Below are 15078 nucleotides of genomic sequence, written 5' to 3'. Positions count from 1 at the left end.
AGACAGTCATGCTTGCGGACACCAAAGCATTCAGCGGTTTTTCGGTGACAGACATCGATGCTGCAAAGAAGTTCTACGGCGAAACACTCGGGCTGAAAGTGACCGACGAAGACATGGGACTTGTGCGCCTACATCTTGCCGGTGGAACCGAGATCTTGGTTTACCCGAAGCCGAATCACGAACCCGCGACGTACACGATCCTCAACTTCGTCGTCGACGACATCGACACGACGGTCGATCAACTGACCGCACGTGGCGTGGAGTTTCTGAAATACGACGGATTCCCTCAAGATGCGCGAGGCATCATGCGTGGCAACGGTCCCGACATCGCGTGGTTCACCGACCCCGCCGGCAATGTTCTGTCGGTAATCAAGGAGTCCTGACGTGTTTAACCGCTGAACAGCTGTGACTGCCGCTGTTCAGCGGTGTCGGTATTGGACCGTTCCGCTGCCGCAGTTTCACGCTCGGCCGCCAGTTGCTCGGCGCTTTTCGCGTCGACAACGGACTCCGCCGCACTGAGGTCGGAAAACAAGCCACTGCTCGATTCGTTCACATGCCACCCTTTTGCCTGGTCATCGTTACCGCGCGCAGATAAACCTGCGTTAGAGATCGGTCGATGGCTACTTGATTACTGCCGCCCGTACGGCGCCGACAAGACGCCGATGACCCAGCAGTTCTTCACCCAGTGTTGCACGCCTGTGTTTTCCACGAGAAATTCGGTCCAGACGGGTTGTCATCGCCCGCGTGCTGGAGCAATGTGAAAGATGAGCGCGGAGCAGGTCGGCAGCACTTTCGTCGGACACCTGGCCCCTCAATTCACTGCACAATTTTTGGAGGAATCATGTTGGGAATTGCTTTGGGCCTCGGCAGCGCCGCTGTCGGAATCGGCCTCGGACTGCTCGGCGCAGGAGCCGGAATTCTGCTGAGCGACAAGACCGTCAAAACCGCACGACGTGAACTCACCGCCTGACGAGGGCGAGAGCACTGAAGACGGCGAGCGCACCGAATACTTGGGTGTCGGAGTCAGCACTCGGGTGAACGCCGCGCTGCGACATCCCGCGCAGTGGGTGTTCGCACGGGCCGCGCATCGACGTGGCGTGCATACCGGCGTAGATGTTCCGACGAGCGCTCAGGACGTGCTCGACCGGTTGTCGACACTCCGAATAAGCACGTGGAGTTACGGATTCGACCACAAGTCGGTCCGTCACCTGGGTCCGATGGCGCAAGACTTTGCGGCGATTTTCGGCTTGGGATCCAACACCCGCCGGATCTCCGCCGTCGACGCGAACGGCGTCTGCATGGCGAGCATCCAAGCGTTGAACCGCAAAATCAGTGCTCTCGAGACAGAAATCAGCGCGCTCGAGAAGGCCGTGAACAGACTGAGAAGGGAGACAGTAGACACGAGCGCGACTCGGAATGCATTGGAAGTAAACAACAATCACGCATCCACGCCGCTCGACGAATTCGGTGGATCCACCGGTCTGTAGTTTGTTCGGTGTGACCGCCCCTGATTCAGACTCCGACTCAGCACCCAACGTGATTGCCGCGCTGTTCGACGTGACATCCGACGCTGTCGGTGACGAACACGTCGAACAGGTACTGGCCGAATTCGGCGTTGGCGCAACGGAGATCGCGGAGACAGCGGCTCGCATCCGGGCCAGTCGGTCGGAATTTCGCCGACTGCGCCGTCGCGAAAACGAATTGGCGGTCCTCTATTCGAGTGCGCGTGAGCTTGCGCAAGTTCGCGACGTGGACACTCTGCTGCAGAGGCTGGTGAACCGCGCACACGACATCATGGGTACCGACGTCACGTACCTGTCCGAGTTCGACGTGATCACTCGTGACCTGAATGTTCGAAAGACGGCCGGCGCGGTCTCGCCGGAACTCCAGCATCTGCAGGTTCCTGCCGGCGCGGGACTGGTCAGCGCGATTGCCGAATCTCGAGCAGCCCAATGGGTTCAGAACTACAGCGACTACACGCAGTCGCGCCACGACGAAGTGGTCGATGCCGCGATCGTCGCCGAGGGTCTGGTGGCGATTCTGGGCGTGCCGATGCTCTCGGACGGCCAGATCCTCGGAGTCTTGTTTGCCGCCGACCGCCGGGAACGCCGCTTCACTGCTGATCAGATCGCCCTGCTCTCGGCGCTGGCGGATCACGCCTCGGTGGTCCTGCAAACCGCACGGGCCCTCGACCGCGCCGAGGAATCCGCCGCCGAGACCGGGCGAGCACTCGACGAGCTGCGTGAGCACGTGTCCGCGCGGGACAAGTCGAACATCGTCCACCAGGATCTCATCCATGCCGTTCTCCGCGGCGGCGGATACGCCCAGGTTGCACGAACCCTCAGCAGCTCACTCGAGCGCAGCACCGTCGTGGTCGACAGTGAGTTACGCCCTCTCGTGAAATCCTCGGGCGAGCAGATCACGACGGTGCCGTTGTCGCTACCTCGCGCCGTGTCCGAGGCCATCGACCAGAGTCGCCGCAGCGGCCGATGCACGTTTGTCACCGACGACAGTGAGACCGCCATCCAACTCGTCAGCGCTGTCACCGCCGGAGAATCGTTCCTCGGGGCCATCTTGCTGAATCGTTCGGACGCGCCGATCGGCCCCGTCGAACTCCGGACCGTGGAACGGGCAGCTCAGGTCACTGCCATCCTCGTGTTGCAACACTCGGCGGCAGCAGCAGCGGACCGGCGCGCACGTGACGAACTGGTCGCCGACTTGCTGAGCACTGCGCCCGAGCGCAGGCGCGATCTCGAACGTCGGACCCGCAACCTCGGCATCTCCCTCGGCGAACTCGACACTGTCCTCGTGGTCTCGGTCGCTCCGGAACTCCGGACGGCCGCGCTCCGCGCAATCGGGCAGAATCTGCCGGTAGCGGCATTGGCGGCGCAGCACGCCGGACTGATCGCGGTGGTCTCGCGCTCGGGAAACCCGGCAGCAGCGGCGACCGTCATTCACCGCCAGATCACCGGTTCGGTAGGACCCCACGCAGTAGTCATTGCGCCGGCGACGGCGGAGCGCCCCGAAGAACTCCCGGCGCGCTTCACCTCTGCGCTGCGCACGGCCCGCCTGATCACCGCGTTGGGCAAGACCGACGGCGCGGTCACGACTGCGTCGTATCTGCCGTACAGCGTTCTGTTCGGCGAGAATCCGGAATCACTCCATCAGTTCATCGACGAAGTCATCGGCCCGGTACTCGCCTACGACCATGACAAGGACACCGATCTCACTGCGACCCTTCGGGCCCTGGTCCGCAACGACGGAAGCCCGACCAAGGCTGCCCGCGCACTCAACTATCACCCGAACACCGTCGTTCAGCGTCTCGACCGCATCCGTACACTCCTCGGTCACTCGTGGCGTGAAGACGAGAACTTCTTCCGGGTATCCATGGCGACGAGGCTCGACGAACTTCGGGAAGTGGGAACCGAAGAAGGCGTAAGCGACAACACCGACAGCAACGATGGTGCATGACACCACAACTTCGACTGATCGATGTGTTATGAGCACGTGGCTTGGCAGGCATCAACCTCCCTACTGTGAAGCGGAGCACAGAACCACTTCAGGAGGACGACCCCCGTGTCTATGAACAATCGGTCCAAGAACAACCGGTCTGTCAACAGCCGTATCGCCGATTTCCGGTCCTACGACGTCGCCGCCCGGCGCGCCGAGATCGTCCGCCAGACCGACCTGACCGAAGCAGACATCGCGGTCTACGACGCCGCCGACGGCCTCACCATCGACCAGGCCGATCGCATGGTCGAGAACGTCCTCGGCGTCATCGGCATTCCGGTCGGCGTGGCCACAAACTTCACGATCAACGGCAAGGACTACCTGATCCCTCTTGCCACCGAGGAGCCGTCGGTCGTCGCAGCTGCGAGCAACGCCGCTCGCATCGCACGCGGACTGGGCGGCTTTCACGCCTCCAGCACCCAGCCGATCATGCAAGCCCAGATTCAACTCGTCGACGTCGTGGATCCGGAGGCGGCCCGGATCCGGCTCCTCGAGGCGCGTGAAGAAATCATGGCACTCGCCAACGAGCAGGACCCGAAGCTGGTCAGCGTCGGGGGTGGCGTGAAGGATATTTCGGTTCGCGTCGTGTCCTCGGACCAGGCCACCTACGTCGTCCTCCACCTTCATGTCGACGTACGAGATGCGATGGGCGCCAACGCAGTCAACACGATGGCGGAAGCAATCGCCGATCGAGTGTCCGAGATCGGCGGCGGGCACGTCGTCCTGCGCATTCTCACCAACAAGGCAGATCTGCGGCTCACCCGTGTTCGCGCCGTGTTCGACGCCGAATTGATCGGCGGCGCAGAAGTAGTGGACAACCTGATCCATGCCGCACGTTTGGCCGAGCTGGATCCCTACCGCGCCGCGACACACAACAAGGGCATCATGAACGGCATCAGCGCCGTGGTGCTGGCGACCGGAAACGACACGCGTGCAGTCGAAGCCGGGTGCCACTCTCACGCAGTCAACGCCGACGGAATCTACTCCTCGCTCTCGCATTTCGAGAAGAACGCCGACGGAAACATCGTCGGCACCCTCGAGCTACCCATGCCGGTCGGCCTCGTCGGCGGGGCCACCAAGGTGCACCCCGTAGCGCAGGCCGCGATCAAGATGCTCGGCGTCGAGAGTGCCGAGGAACTCGCCGGCATCATTCTTGCAGTCGGTCTCGCCCAGAACCTGGCTGCTGTCCGCGTTCTCGCCGGGGAGGGTGTCCAGCGCGGGCACATGGGACTGCACGCCCGCAACATCGCTGCCACCGCCGGAGCGCAGAAGAGCGAGATCGACGCCGTGGTCGCACGCCTGATCGCGGACAAGAGCATTCGCGTCGAGCATGCCGAGAAGGTTCTCGCCGAGATCCGCGGCGGAAACTGACGACAATGACGGAAACAGTTGCAGGATCACCAGTGTGGAAACCGGCGCCTCATCGAGTGTCGGCGCCGGGCCTACCGACCTCGGTCCGGGTCTACGAAGTCGGGCCTCGAGACGGACTTCAAGCGGAGACGGCGGTGATCGAGACCGAGACGAAGGCCCAGTTCATCGAACGCCTGGTCGCGGCCGGTTCCCGCACTGTCGAGTTGACGAGTTTCGTCTCACCTCGATGGATCCCGCAACTTGCGGACGCGGAAGAATTGATGGGTCGGCTCCACCTGCCGAACTCGGTACGTACGGTCGTTCTCGTCCCGAACCGCAAGGGTCTCGAGCGGGCCGTCGCCGCCGGAGCGCGTGAAGTTGCAGTATTCGTCAGCGCCACAGAGGAATTCGCAAAACGCAACCTCAATTCCACGGTCGACGGCGCGATCGCCGCGGCCGCCGAGGTCACGACCGCCGCTCGAGCCCTGGGACTTCCCGTCCGCGGGTACATCTCCATGTGCTTCGGAGACCCGTGGGAAGGCGTCGTGTCCGTCGAGCGTGTCGCCGACATCGCCAAGTCCTTGATCGACAGCGGTGCCACGTCGCTCTCCCTCGGCGACACCATCGGCGTCGGCACCCCTGGTCATGTGCTCGCTCTACTCGGCGCGATCCGCGAACGTGGCATCCCCACATCGCAGATCGCGATGCACTTCCACGACACCTACGGGCAAGCACTGTCGAACGTCTACGCGTCGTTGACCGCTGGAGTATCCGAATTCGACAGTTCCGCAGGTGGTCTCGGACGGTGCCCGTATGCCAAGGGCGCGACCGGAAATCTCGCCACCGAGGATCTTGTGTGGATGCTCCACGGCCTCGGGATCGACACCGGCATCGACCTGGATTCGCTCACCGACACAAGCAGTTGGATGGCCGAACAGATCGGACACTCCAGCCCGTCCCGGGTTGTCAACGCCCTCCGCGCTGCACGCACCTGACATTCGCCAAGCAAGTCCCCCGCCTCCCAAGCCTCTCGCCCTGTATGACCTCGCCCTGTATGACACTGGAGAAGACTGATGTCACCACCGCAGTCGGCAACGACGCCGACCACCACAACCGAGCCGACCGAGCAGCAGACATACCTCGAAGTCTGGGGCGACACCGTCAACGGTCGACACCTCGCGATCTCTGTCGCAGTCGGCAGTGTCGTCGGCGCCTCGGCTCTTCTCGCAGCCCAAGCACTGTTCGAACGGGTCGTCAGCGAGCCGTCGTTGGCCCAGGCGTACAGCCTGCTGGTCGGCATCGCGGCCTGCCTGCTCGCCGGCGTCGTCTGCGGAATCTTCATCAAGCCGAAGCGGATAGTCGCCTTGGCGGCCGCCGACGCGGAGTCGATCGACGGTGTCATCACGATGATGAGTGAACAACGCCAGGGTCTCGGGACTCTCGCCGACATTCCGGAACAGAGCCAACTGGAACTTCGCGAACTCGGTCTGTACGACCACTTCGCCGCTGCCGAGGCCGAGCACGCGCGGGTCCCGAACACACCGGTCTCGAAAGCACCGGCCTCGAAAGCACCGGCCTCGAAAGCACCGAAGGACGGTGGGCTCGCATGAGTTCGGTTCTGACCAACGAGATTCTGATTGCCGTTCTCTTCGGCATCATCGGTGCGGTCGCATTCACGTTCATCGGATTGATCTCCGGCACGGACGAGACAGCCACCATCGCACCGCTGACTCTGCTCGTGATCCTGCTCGGTGCTCCCCCGGCGGCAGTCTTCACGTTCTTCCTCTCCGGTGCGATCGCCAAACACATGACTCACGCGGTGCCGACGATGCTGTTGGGCATTCCCGGTGACACGATGGCGATTCCACTCCTGCCGGAGGCGCAGATGATGCGCTCACTCGGCATCCCGCACATCGCACTCCGCAAGGCGATCTCGGGAGCAGTGATCTCGGCGTTCGTCGCTGTGCCGGTTGCCGTCCTGTTCGCGACCATCCTCGCTCCGTTCGCCGACACCGTTCAGTCGATAGCACCGTGGCTGTTCCTGGTCGCCGCCGTCGGCATCGCCTACGCCTCGCCGGGCCGCTGGGCCGGAGTGGTCGCTCTCGTTCCCTTCGTGATCTTGATCCTGGGCGCACGCGCCTTGACGTCGAATTACGATGTGTCGCTCAACATCAGCTACTTCCTTGCCATCGCGGTCGGGCCGCTGATCGCGGACCTCGCGCTGACCTTGGGGCCGTCGAGTCGCAAGGACATGGAGCGCAGCGAACCCAAGACCGTCGCACTGGCCCCGGACATCAAGGGGTGGAAGGGATACTTCCCCAATCCTCTGAAGGTCCTCGATCGTAAGCAGATCGGCTACACCGCGGCGGCCTCCACGGTCTCCAGCGCAACGTTCGTCTTCAGCCCCGTTGCCATGACCGTTCTGATGGGTGAGCTGGTGGGTGCGCGGATCAAGAACGGCTATCACCGGCTGACCACCATGGTCTCGGCAAAGAACGGTACGACGGAATCCACGTACATCGCGGAAACCCTCATCCCTCTCGTGGCCTTCGGCCTTCCGCTCAGCCCGCTGGCAGCAGGTCCCGCGGCGCCTCTGTTCAACGCTCCGCCGGTCTTCGAAACCAATCAGGAAACCGGAGTGATCAACAATCTCTCCACGTACCTGACCCAGTGGGAGTTCCTGCTCTACGGCCTGCTCGCAGTCGTCACCGCGACGGTCATCGCATATCCGTTTGCCATGAACTACGCGTACCGCGCTGCGTCAGCGGTGGTCAAACACATCAGTCACGAAGCTGTGATCGCGGTGTTCACGGGACTGGTCGTGGTCATCAGCATCTGGGAGGGCGGCATCCTCGGGCTTCTGATCACCGTGACGGTCGGCCTCGTCGGCGGCTTGCTCGGGCGTCTGTTCAAGATCCACGGCGGTGTCCTGTTCATGGGTTACTACGTCGCGCTGTTCAGCGTCCCGGCTCTGATCAATCTGTTCTGAATCGCCCGACACCACCAACCCGTGCGGACCTGCAAACACTGCGGGTCCGCACGGGTTACTTCGCTTGTCCGACCGTGAGCGACACGGTTCGATTCCGGTCGAGTTTCTTCGCCCGGTACAACGCTTCGTCGGCGCAGTCGACCAATTGCGTCAGATCCGCACCGCCTGCAGGTGAACACGCGACACCGATACTGACGGTGGGCCCGAGTTCACCCAACACTGCCGACGAACTCTCGGCCTGCGCACGTCGAATCATCTCGGCCGTCTCGGTCGCACCCGCCAGATCGACACCGGCCATCAGTACGACGAACTCCTCGCCGCCCAAACGGGCGAACAGATGCTTGTCGTCGAGATTCCGCCGCACCTGATCGGCAAAACTCACCAACGCGGTGTCGCCGGCGCGATGACCGAGGTTGTCGTTCACCATCTTGAAGTGATCCAGATCCATCATCAGGACGCTGACCGGACGTCCCGAGTGCCGACGCGGTTCGGTCGCACCCGTCACGCTGCCGCCTCGCCGCAAGAACTCGTCCCGACGCAGCGCACCGGTGAGATCGTCGTGGGTGACTGCCTGGGTGAGTGCCTCGAGCGCGCGGCGGCGCTCGAGGATCACGCAGGCCACCGCGATCGGCGCTACCGCCAGCAGCGACAATCCGATCTGGACCGACGCACTGACGGGCGAGACGCCCTCGCTGGACAATCCGAGATGACCGTCGGCCGTCAATACCAACGTCCAGGCAGTTGATACGGCTGTGAGCACCGAGGTGACGAAGACATTGGTGAGCAAGGCGGCAGTCACCAGGGCCGGCATGGCAAACGCGATCGCTCCGGCACCGCCGATCACCCACTCCAAGATGATGCAGACGGCCAGCAGCGCTGTCGGAACCACAGATCGACGCAGAAGTGCGGCAACAGCTTTCGGGTCCCGATCCGCTCGCCGAAGCGAAGGGAATGTCAGCACCAACGGGACGATGGTCATGTAGTTGACGAACTCACTCGAGAACCAGAGCAACCAGCCGTCCCACCACTGCCCGCCGAACAGCACGCGGTTCGCGATTCCGCCGACGAGTGCTGCCATCGACGCGGCGACGACCGTCGTCGCCACGAGATATCCGACAGACTCGATACTGTTCAGACGACGATCCTCACCGTCGACCCAGCGAAAGGCGTAGAAGCCGCTGGCAACCCCGACGATGTTGGCGGCGTTGAGCCACATCGTGGACTCCCACGCCCCACCGGTGATCAGGTCGGCTCCGACATAACCGACTACTACGCAAATCCAGGTGAGCAGTGTGGCGGAACGCGGCGACCGAAAGAGAATCCCGAGTAGCAGCGCGTTGGCCGGCCAGAAGACAGCAAGCGTGCCCGGCAGACGGCTCAGAATTCCGACCAGGCACGAGACGAAGACGACTACGCCGACAAGCAGTGCGCGACGTACGGCCGATGACGACAACGACTTTTCGACCGTGCTCACCACCTACATTCGGCTGACCTACTCACAATTTCGACAACCACTATCGGCGCTCGGATGCAGGGTCGCCCCAAGACACCGGCTGAAACATACCGACCGGAATCGTACGCGAGAGACGTCGAAACCAAGGCGCCCCACTGTGCCTTGGCTATCGATGCAGACAAATCGGATGTTACGGCGTCAGATGGCCAACGTAGATTTACCGAGCGCGCTTGAAGCGGTCTGAGCAAACTCTTGGACACTCTCGCTGCCACTTCCCGCAGGCATCAACCCGAGAAGGGGAACACCGCTGACCGAGACAAGATCCTCGCGATTGCATCTCTCGGCGAGGTCCGGTTGTTGCGGCCATGAACCGATCACCAACCCGGCGCACTCCACGCCAACCGCACCCAGCGCTTCCACCGTCAGAGCCGTGTGATTGAGCGTGCCCAGGCCGGACGCAACCACCAGCACTACAGGTGCACCCAGCGCTGCCGCGAGATCGCGCGCGGTGAACCCGTCGGCCCCCAACCGGACCAGCAAGCCGCCGGCACCTTCGATCAGGGTCAGGTCGTGGGTGGTGTCCAGGTCGCGAGCAACTCGGACTACGTCGTCGAGCGCCAACAACGGCAGACCACTTCGACGTGCAGCAGTATCCGGCGCCAACGGTTCGGGATATCGCGCCAACTCGACCAGCGTCACGCCGCCACCGGTCAGACGCTCGATCTCGGCCAGATCACCCGCACCGTCCACGTCGACGCCGGTCTGGGCCGGCTTGAGCACTGCAACCGACTTACCCGACTGCACGGCGAGCGATGCCAATGCGGCTGTCACCACTGTTTTTCCGACGTCGGTCGACGTTCCGGTCACCAGGAGAATGCTCATGCTCGGGCCCCTGCCAATACTTCGCGCAGGACGAGAGCGATCTGCTCCATCTCGGAGGCCGACAGCGTCGCTCGAGCCGTCAGACGCAGCCGTGACGTTCCCTCCGGAACCGACGGCGGGCGGAAGCATCCGACATGCAACCCCTGGTCCCGGCACGCCGACGCGGCATCGAACGCCCGTTGCGGATCACCGAGAACGACCGAGACGACAGCAGATTCAGGCGACGGAGCACCGGTGACGTCCGCCAACTCGGATGCCCGGGCCAGGACGTCGAGCGCTCGCGTCGGCTCGCGCTGGAGTACTGCGAGTGCGGCTCTGGCCGCGCCGACGGCGGCCGGTGCGAGACCGGTGTCGAAGATGAACGTTCTTGCCGCGTCGACGAGATGCGCGCGGATCTTGTTGTCACCGAGTACAACTCCGCCCTGACTGGCGAGCGACTTGGACAGTGTTGCCGTCACGACGACGTCGGGTTCACCGGCCAGGCCCGACTCGTGGACGAGACCGCGTCCACCGGCACCGCGCACACCGATGCCGTGCGCCTCGTCGACCAGCAGGATCGCCCCGTACTCCCGGCACACCTGATGCATCTCCCGCAGCGGCGCGAGGTCTCCGTCGGCACTGAAAACCGAATCGGTGACGACCAGAGCTCGCTCTTCCACTCTGCTACGCAACGTGTCGGCGAGAAAGCTCACGTCCGAGTGCGGGGCAACGACGACCCGCGCGCGTGAGAGGCGGCAGGCATCCACCAGCGAGGCATGCGATCCCGCATCGGAGACGATCAACGATCCGGGACCCGAGAGCGCCGTCACCGCGCCGAGATTGGCTGTGTAACCGGAGGAGAAGACCAGCCCCGAGTCCGCCCCGACGAACTCGGCCAGTTCGACTTCGAGCAGTTCATGTTCGGTGGTGGTGCCGGTGACCAGACGCGAGCCCGTGGCGCCCGCGCCCCAACGGCGCAGTGCCGCCGTTGCACCCTCGATCACATCGGGGTGCCGCACGAGTCCGAGGTAATCGTTCGACGCCAGGTCGATCAACGGTGAGTCGACCGTGCGAGGACGAAGTTCGCGACGCAGTCCAGCGGCCCTACGGTCCGCTTCGACGGCAGTGAGCCAATTCAGCGAGGTGTTCACTTTTCCGACCATACTTGAACACCGTTCAACTCAATGGTTAGGGTGCATCCGTGCTCACAACCGGACTTGATCCCCAAGACGTCTCCGCCATCGATGCCGATGTTCTCTGGCATCCGTACGGATCGTTTCCCGCGTCGACTCGTCCGCTGATCGTCGACTCTGCCGAGGGGGCTACCCTCACGCTCTCCGACGGCCGCCGACTGGTCGACGGGATGAGCTCGTGGTGGGCCGCCATTCACGGCTACCGCAATCCTGTGCTCGACGCCGCGGCCGCGCGGCAGCTGGGCAAGATGAGCCATGTCATGTTCGGTGGACTGACGCACGAACCCGCCGCTCGCCTCGGACGACTACTGGTCGACATCACACCATCACGCCTCGACAAGGTGTTTCTCTCCGATTCCGGTTCGGTGGCCGTCGAGGTCGCCGTGAAGATGTGCCTGCAGTACTGGCGGAGTCTCGGCAAACCGTCGAAGAACCGATTGATGACCTGGCGGGGCGGATACCACGGTGACACCTTCACCCCCATGAGCGTCTGCGACCCCGACGGCGGGATGCACTCTCTCTGGACCGATGTCCTGCGCGCGCAGGTCTTCGCGCAGACTCCCCCCGCGGACTATCGGCCCGAGTACGCACAGGAGCTGGAAGCACTGCTGGCCGAGCATCACGAGGAACTGGCCGCGGTGATCGTCGAACCGGTAGTCCAGGGCGCCGGCGGAATGCGCTTCCACGACCCCGCCTACCTGATCGACCTACGTAATCTCTGCGACAAGTACCAAGTCCTCCTGGTCTTCGACGAGATCGCCACCGGATTCGGACGCACCGGCGAGCTGTTCGCCGCCGATCACGCCGGCGTCAGCCCCGACGTCATGTGCGTCGGCAAGGCACTGACCGGCGGATACATGAGCCTGGCGGCGACGCTGTGCACCACGGAGATAGCGGAGGCGATCACCGCCGGCGAAGGCGGCGGGCTGATGCACGGCCCCACCTTCATGGGCAATCCACTCGCGTGCGCCGTCGCAGTCGCATCGACCGAACTGCTGCTCGCGATGGATTGGCGGCGTGATGTCGCAGCCCTCGAATATGGCCTCGTTCGTGGCCTCGCCGAAGCCGTCACAATTCCCGGGGTCGTCGATGTCCGCGTCAAAGGCGGGATCGGAGTGATCGAACTCGAGCAGCCGGTCGAGATGCAGAGCGCCACCGATGCAGCCGTCGACTCCGGAGTGTGGCTGCGACCGTTCCGAAACCTCGTCTACGCGATGCCTCCGTACCTGTGTTCGGAGGCGGAGGTGGAACAGATCACAGCCGGAATGCTGGCAACCGCCCGCAGCCAGGCAAAACGGTGATCAGCGGCGTAGACAGTCGACAAGATTCGATCGGCTGCACCCGATAGGGTCTGATTCATGGATCAACCGCCGAGCGAGACCTCAGCCACTCCCATCCCGGTATGGCCTGGCAGTGCGTACCCACTCGGTGCCACCTACGACGGTGCGGGGACCAATTTCTCGCTCTTCTCCGAGGTCGCCGAAGCCGTGGAACTGTGCCTGATCGCCAAGGACGGAACCGAAACCCGGATTCGGATGGACGAGGTCGACGGTTACGTCTGGCATGCATACCTTCCGTCCGTATCCCCCGGCCAGCGATACGGCTACCGCGTCCACGGACCGTACGATCCGGCGGCAGGCCTGCGGTGCGATCCGAGCAAACTGTTGCTGGACCCGTACGGAAAAGCATTCGACGGAGACTTCGACGGAGACCGTTCACTGTTCTCGTACGACGTCGAGTCGGCAGGCGATCCCGAACCTTCGGGAGACGACGAAACTCCTGCAGCGGAGCCGGAAGACGCGACCGACGAGACGAGTTCGGAAGCCGAATCGGGCGAGGTGGTCCTCGAGGACGAGGTGGAAGACGCGTCACCCACGGGCGATCAGGAATCCGACGAGATCCTCGACCCCGAACCCTTCGATCCCGCCCCACTCACCGACGAACCCGCCACCATCCCTTTCCCCCAACATGATTCGCTCGGCCACACGATGTCGACCGTCGTCATCAATCCCTTCTTCGACTGGGCGTCCGATCGCTCGCCGAAGCGCCCGTACCACGAGACGGTCATCTACGAAGCGCACGTCAAGGGTATGACCGCGACGCACCCCGGAATTCCGGAGGAACTGCGCGGCACCTACGCCGGACTCGCGCATCCGGTGATCATCGAGCACCTCACCAATCTGGGTGTCACTGCTATCGAACTGATGCCGGTCCACCAGTTCATGCACGATCAGGTGCTTCTCGACCAAGGACTGCGAAATTACTGGGGTTACAACACCTTCGGTTTTCTCGCTCCGCATACCGACTACTCGTCGGCCGCAAAACCCGATGCGGCCGTAGCGGAATTCAAAGCGATGGTGCGCAGCTTCCACCAGGCAGGCATCGAGGTGATCCTCGACGTGGTCTACAACCACACCGCCGAGGGCAACCACATGGGGCCGACCATCAGCTTCCGCGGCATCGACAATGCTGCCTACTACCGCCTGGTCGACGGCGACGAAGCGCATTACATGGACTACACCGGAACGGGCAACAGCCTCAACGCCCGTCATCCGCACACACTGCAGCTGATCATGGACTCGCTGCGGTACTGGGTCACCGAAATGCATGTCGACGGTTTCCGCTTCGACCTCGCCTCGACACTCGCCCGTGAACTGCACGACGTGGACCGCCTCTCCGCCTTCTTCGATCTGGTGCAACAGGATCCGATCGTCAGTCAGGTGAAGCTGATCGCCGAACCGTGGGATGTCGGCGAGGGCGGTTACCAGGTCGGCAACTTCCCCGGCCTGTGGACCGAATGGAACGGCAAGTACCGCGATACCGTCCGTGACTACTGGCGCGGTGAACCGGCAACGCTGGGCGAGTTCGCTTCCCGCCTCACCGGATCCTCTGATCTCTACGAGGCCACCGGACGTCGCCCTGGCGCGAGCATCAATTTCGTCATCGCTCACGACGGTTTCACCCTGCACGACCTCGTCTCGTACAACGAGAAGCACAACGAAGCCAACGGCGAGAACAACAACGACGGCGAATCGCACAACCGATCGTGGAACTGCGGCGTCGAAGGCCCCACCGACGACCCGGAGATCCTCGATCTGCGTGGACGTCAGAGCCGGAATATTCTCGCGACGCTGATGCTCAGCCAGGGCACCCCGATGCTCGCTCACGGCGACGAGATGGGCCGAACTCAGCAGGGCAACAACAACGTCTACTGCCAGGATTCGGAACTGTCCTGGATGGATTGGACTCTCGCGGAAACCAACGCGGATCTCGTCGAGTTCACCAAGCGCGCAATTGCCTTGCGCGCCAAGAACCCGGTCTTCCGGCGTCGTCGATTCTTCGAGGGTCGACCTATTCGAAGTGGCGATCAGAGTCGCGACATCGCCTGGCTCACGCCGTCGGGCGAGGAGATGACTCCGGCCGACTGGGACAGCGGTTTCGGCAAGTCGTTGGCCGTCTTTCTCAACGGTGACGCGATCCCGGAACCGAACTACCGCGGCGAGCGCGTCACGGGAGATTCGTTCCTTCTATGTTTCAACGCCCACTACGAAGATCTCGAATTCTCCACCCCCAACGCGGACTACGCGTCGGAGTGGACCGTCGTACTCGACACCTCGGTCCCCACCGGTGAGAGCGACACCGTGGTCAAAGCCGGAACGACATTGGATGTAAAAGCCCGAGCATTGACGGTACTTCGCAGAACGGCTTGAGGGAGACGTGCA

Annotated in this window: 14 protein-coding genes; 10 read left to right on the top strand and 4 right to left on the bottom strand. The window is 63.2% G+C overall.

Annotated features, from left to right (window positions below; translation table 11 throughout):
• Positions 1–8: 8 nt before the first annotated feature.
• Positions 9–383 carry a VOC family protein gene (locus DBV08_RS26685; protein ID WP_095969924.1) on the top strand — a complete coding sequence of 125 codons (375 nt, stop codon included), beginning with the start codon at positions 9–11 and terminating at the stop codon, positions 381–383.
• A gap of 5 nt (positions 384–388) precedes the next feature.
• On the opposite strand, the gene DBV08_RS32435 is transcribed toward DBV08_RS26685, so the two are convergent.
• Positions 389–553: a hypothetical protein gene (locus tag DBV08_RS32435; protein WP_166810477.1), complete on the bottom strand. Its 165-nt coding sequence runs from the start codon at positions 551–553 to the stop codon at positions 389–391.
• 288 nt (positions 554–841) lie between these two features.
• Here DBV08_RS32435 and DBV08_RS33040 point away from each other — a divergent pair, with 288 nt between their 5' ends.
• The 7 genes from DBV08_RS33040 (at position 842) to DBV08_RS26655 (ending at position 7849) form a co-directional block, all read left to right on the top strand.
• A complete protein-coding gene (locus DBV08_RS33040) occupies positions 842–970 on the top strand; it encodes a hypothetical protein (RefSeq protein WP_003941742.1) in 129 nt (42 codons plus the stop codon).
• Complete coding sequence (locus DBV08_RS26680; RefSeq protein ID WP_260395771.1) at positions 954–1487, top strand: tail fiber domain-containing protein; 534 nt, start codon at positions 954–956, stop codon at positions 1485–1487. The genes DBV08_RS33040 and DBV08_RS26680 overlap by 17 nt, the downstream gene beginning before the upstream one ends.
• Positions 1488–1497: 10 nt before the next feature.
• A complete protein-coding gene (locus tag DBV08_RS26675; protein ID WP_124569390.1) occupies positions 1498–3471 on the top strand; it encodes a helix-turn-helix domain-containing protein in 1974 nt (657 codons plus the stop codon).
• A gap of 111 nt (positions 3472–3582) precedes the next feature.
• Positions 3583–4881: a hydroxymethylglutaryl-CoA reductase, degradative gene (locus DBV08_RS26670; RefSeq protein WP_124569444.1), complete on the top strand. Its 1299-nt coding sequence runs from the start codon at positions 3583–3585 to the stop codon at positions 4879–4881.
• A gap of 5 nt (positions 4882–4886) precedes the next feature.
• Entirely contained in the window at positions 4887–5855 is a 969-nt protein-coding gene (locus DBV08_RS26665; RefSeq protein WP_124569389.1) for a hydroxymethylglutaryl-CoA lyase, read from the top strand.
• Between the two features lie 78 nt (positions 5856–5933).
• Positions 5934–6470 (top strand): hypothetical protein, encoded by a 537-nt coding sequence (locus DBV08_RS26660; protein WP_260395770.1) that lies wholly within the window; start codon positions 5934–5936, stop codon positions 6468–6470.
• On the top strand, positions 6467–7849 hold the full coding sequence (locus tag DBV08_RS26655; RefSeq protein ID WP_124569388.1) for a tripartite tricarboxylate transporter permease: 1383 nt from the start codon (positions 6467–6469) through the stop codon (positions 7847–7849). The genes DBV08_RS26660 and DBV08_RS26655 overlap by 4 nt, the downstream gene beginning before the upstream one ends.
• 55 nt (positions 7850–7904) lie before the next feature.
• Here the strand turns inward: DBV08_RS26655 and DBV08_RS26650 are convergent, their stop codons facing one another.
• The 3 genes from DBV08_RS26650 to DBV08_RS26640 all read right to left on the bottom strand — a co-directional run bounded on the left by DBV08_RS26650 (position 7905) and on the right by DBV08_RS26640 (position 11326).
• The gene (locus tag DBV08_RS26650; protein ID WP_260395769.1) at positions 7905–9323 is read right to left on the bottom strand and encodes a sensor domain-containing diguanylate cyclase; all 1419 of its coding nucleotides are present in this window, start codon (positions 9321–9323) and stop codon (positions 7905–7907) included.
• A 177-nt stretch (positions 9324–9500) separates the two neighbouring features.
• Positions 9501–10184: a dethiobiotin synthase gene (gene bioD, locus DBV08_RS26645; protein WP_124569386.1), complete on the bottom strand. Its 684-nt coding sequence runs from the start codon at positions 10182–10184 to the stop codon at positions 9501–9503.
• On the bottom strand, positions 10181–11326 hold the full coding sequence (locus DBV08_RS26640; RefSeq protein ID WP_124569385.1) for an 8-amino-7-oxononanoate synthase: 1146 nt from the start codon (positions 11324–11326) through the stop codon (positions 10181–10183). The genes bioD and DBV08_RS26640 overlap by 4 nt, the downstream gene beginning before the upstream one ends.
• A 38-nt stretch (positions 11327–11364) precedes the next feature.
• Here DBV08_RS26640 and DBV08_RS26635 point away from each other — a divergent pair, with 38 nt between their 5' ends.
• Positions 11365–12657 carry an adenosylmethionine--8-amino-7-oxononanoate transaminase gene (locus DBV08_RS26635; protein ID WP_124569384.1) on the top strand — a complete coding sequence of 431 codons (1293 nt, stop codon included), beginning with the start codon at positions 11365–11367 and terminating at the stop codon, positions 12655–12657.
• Positions 12658–12714: 57 nt separating this feature from the next.
• Positions 12715–15066 carry a glycogen debranching protein GlgX gene (gene glgX / locus DBV08_RS26630; RefSeq protein WP_124569383.1) on the top strand — a complete coding sequence of 784 codons (2352 nt, stop codon included), beginning with the start codon at positions 12715–12717 and terminating at the stop codon, positions 15064–15066.
• Positions 15067–15078 lie beyond the last annotated feature (12 nt).

The sequence above is a fragment of the Rhodococcus sp. KBW08 genome (assembly GCF_003852455.1).
GTDB lineage: Bacteria > Actinomycetota > Actinomycetes > Mycobacteriales > Mycobacteriaceae > Rhodococcus_F > Rhodococcus_F baikonurensis.
The sequence above is the reverse complement of the archived record's forward strand: the minus strand, read 5'-3'. Positions and strand labels throughout refer to the sequence as shown.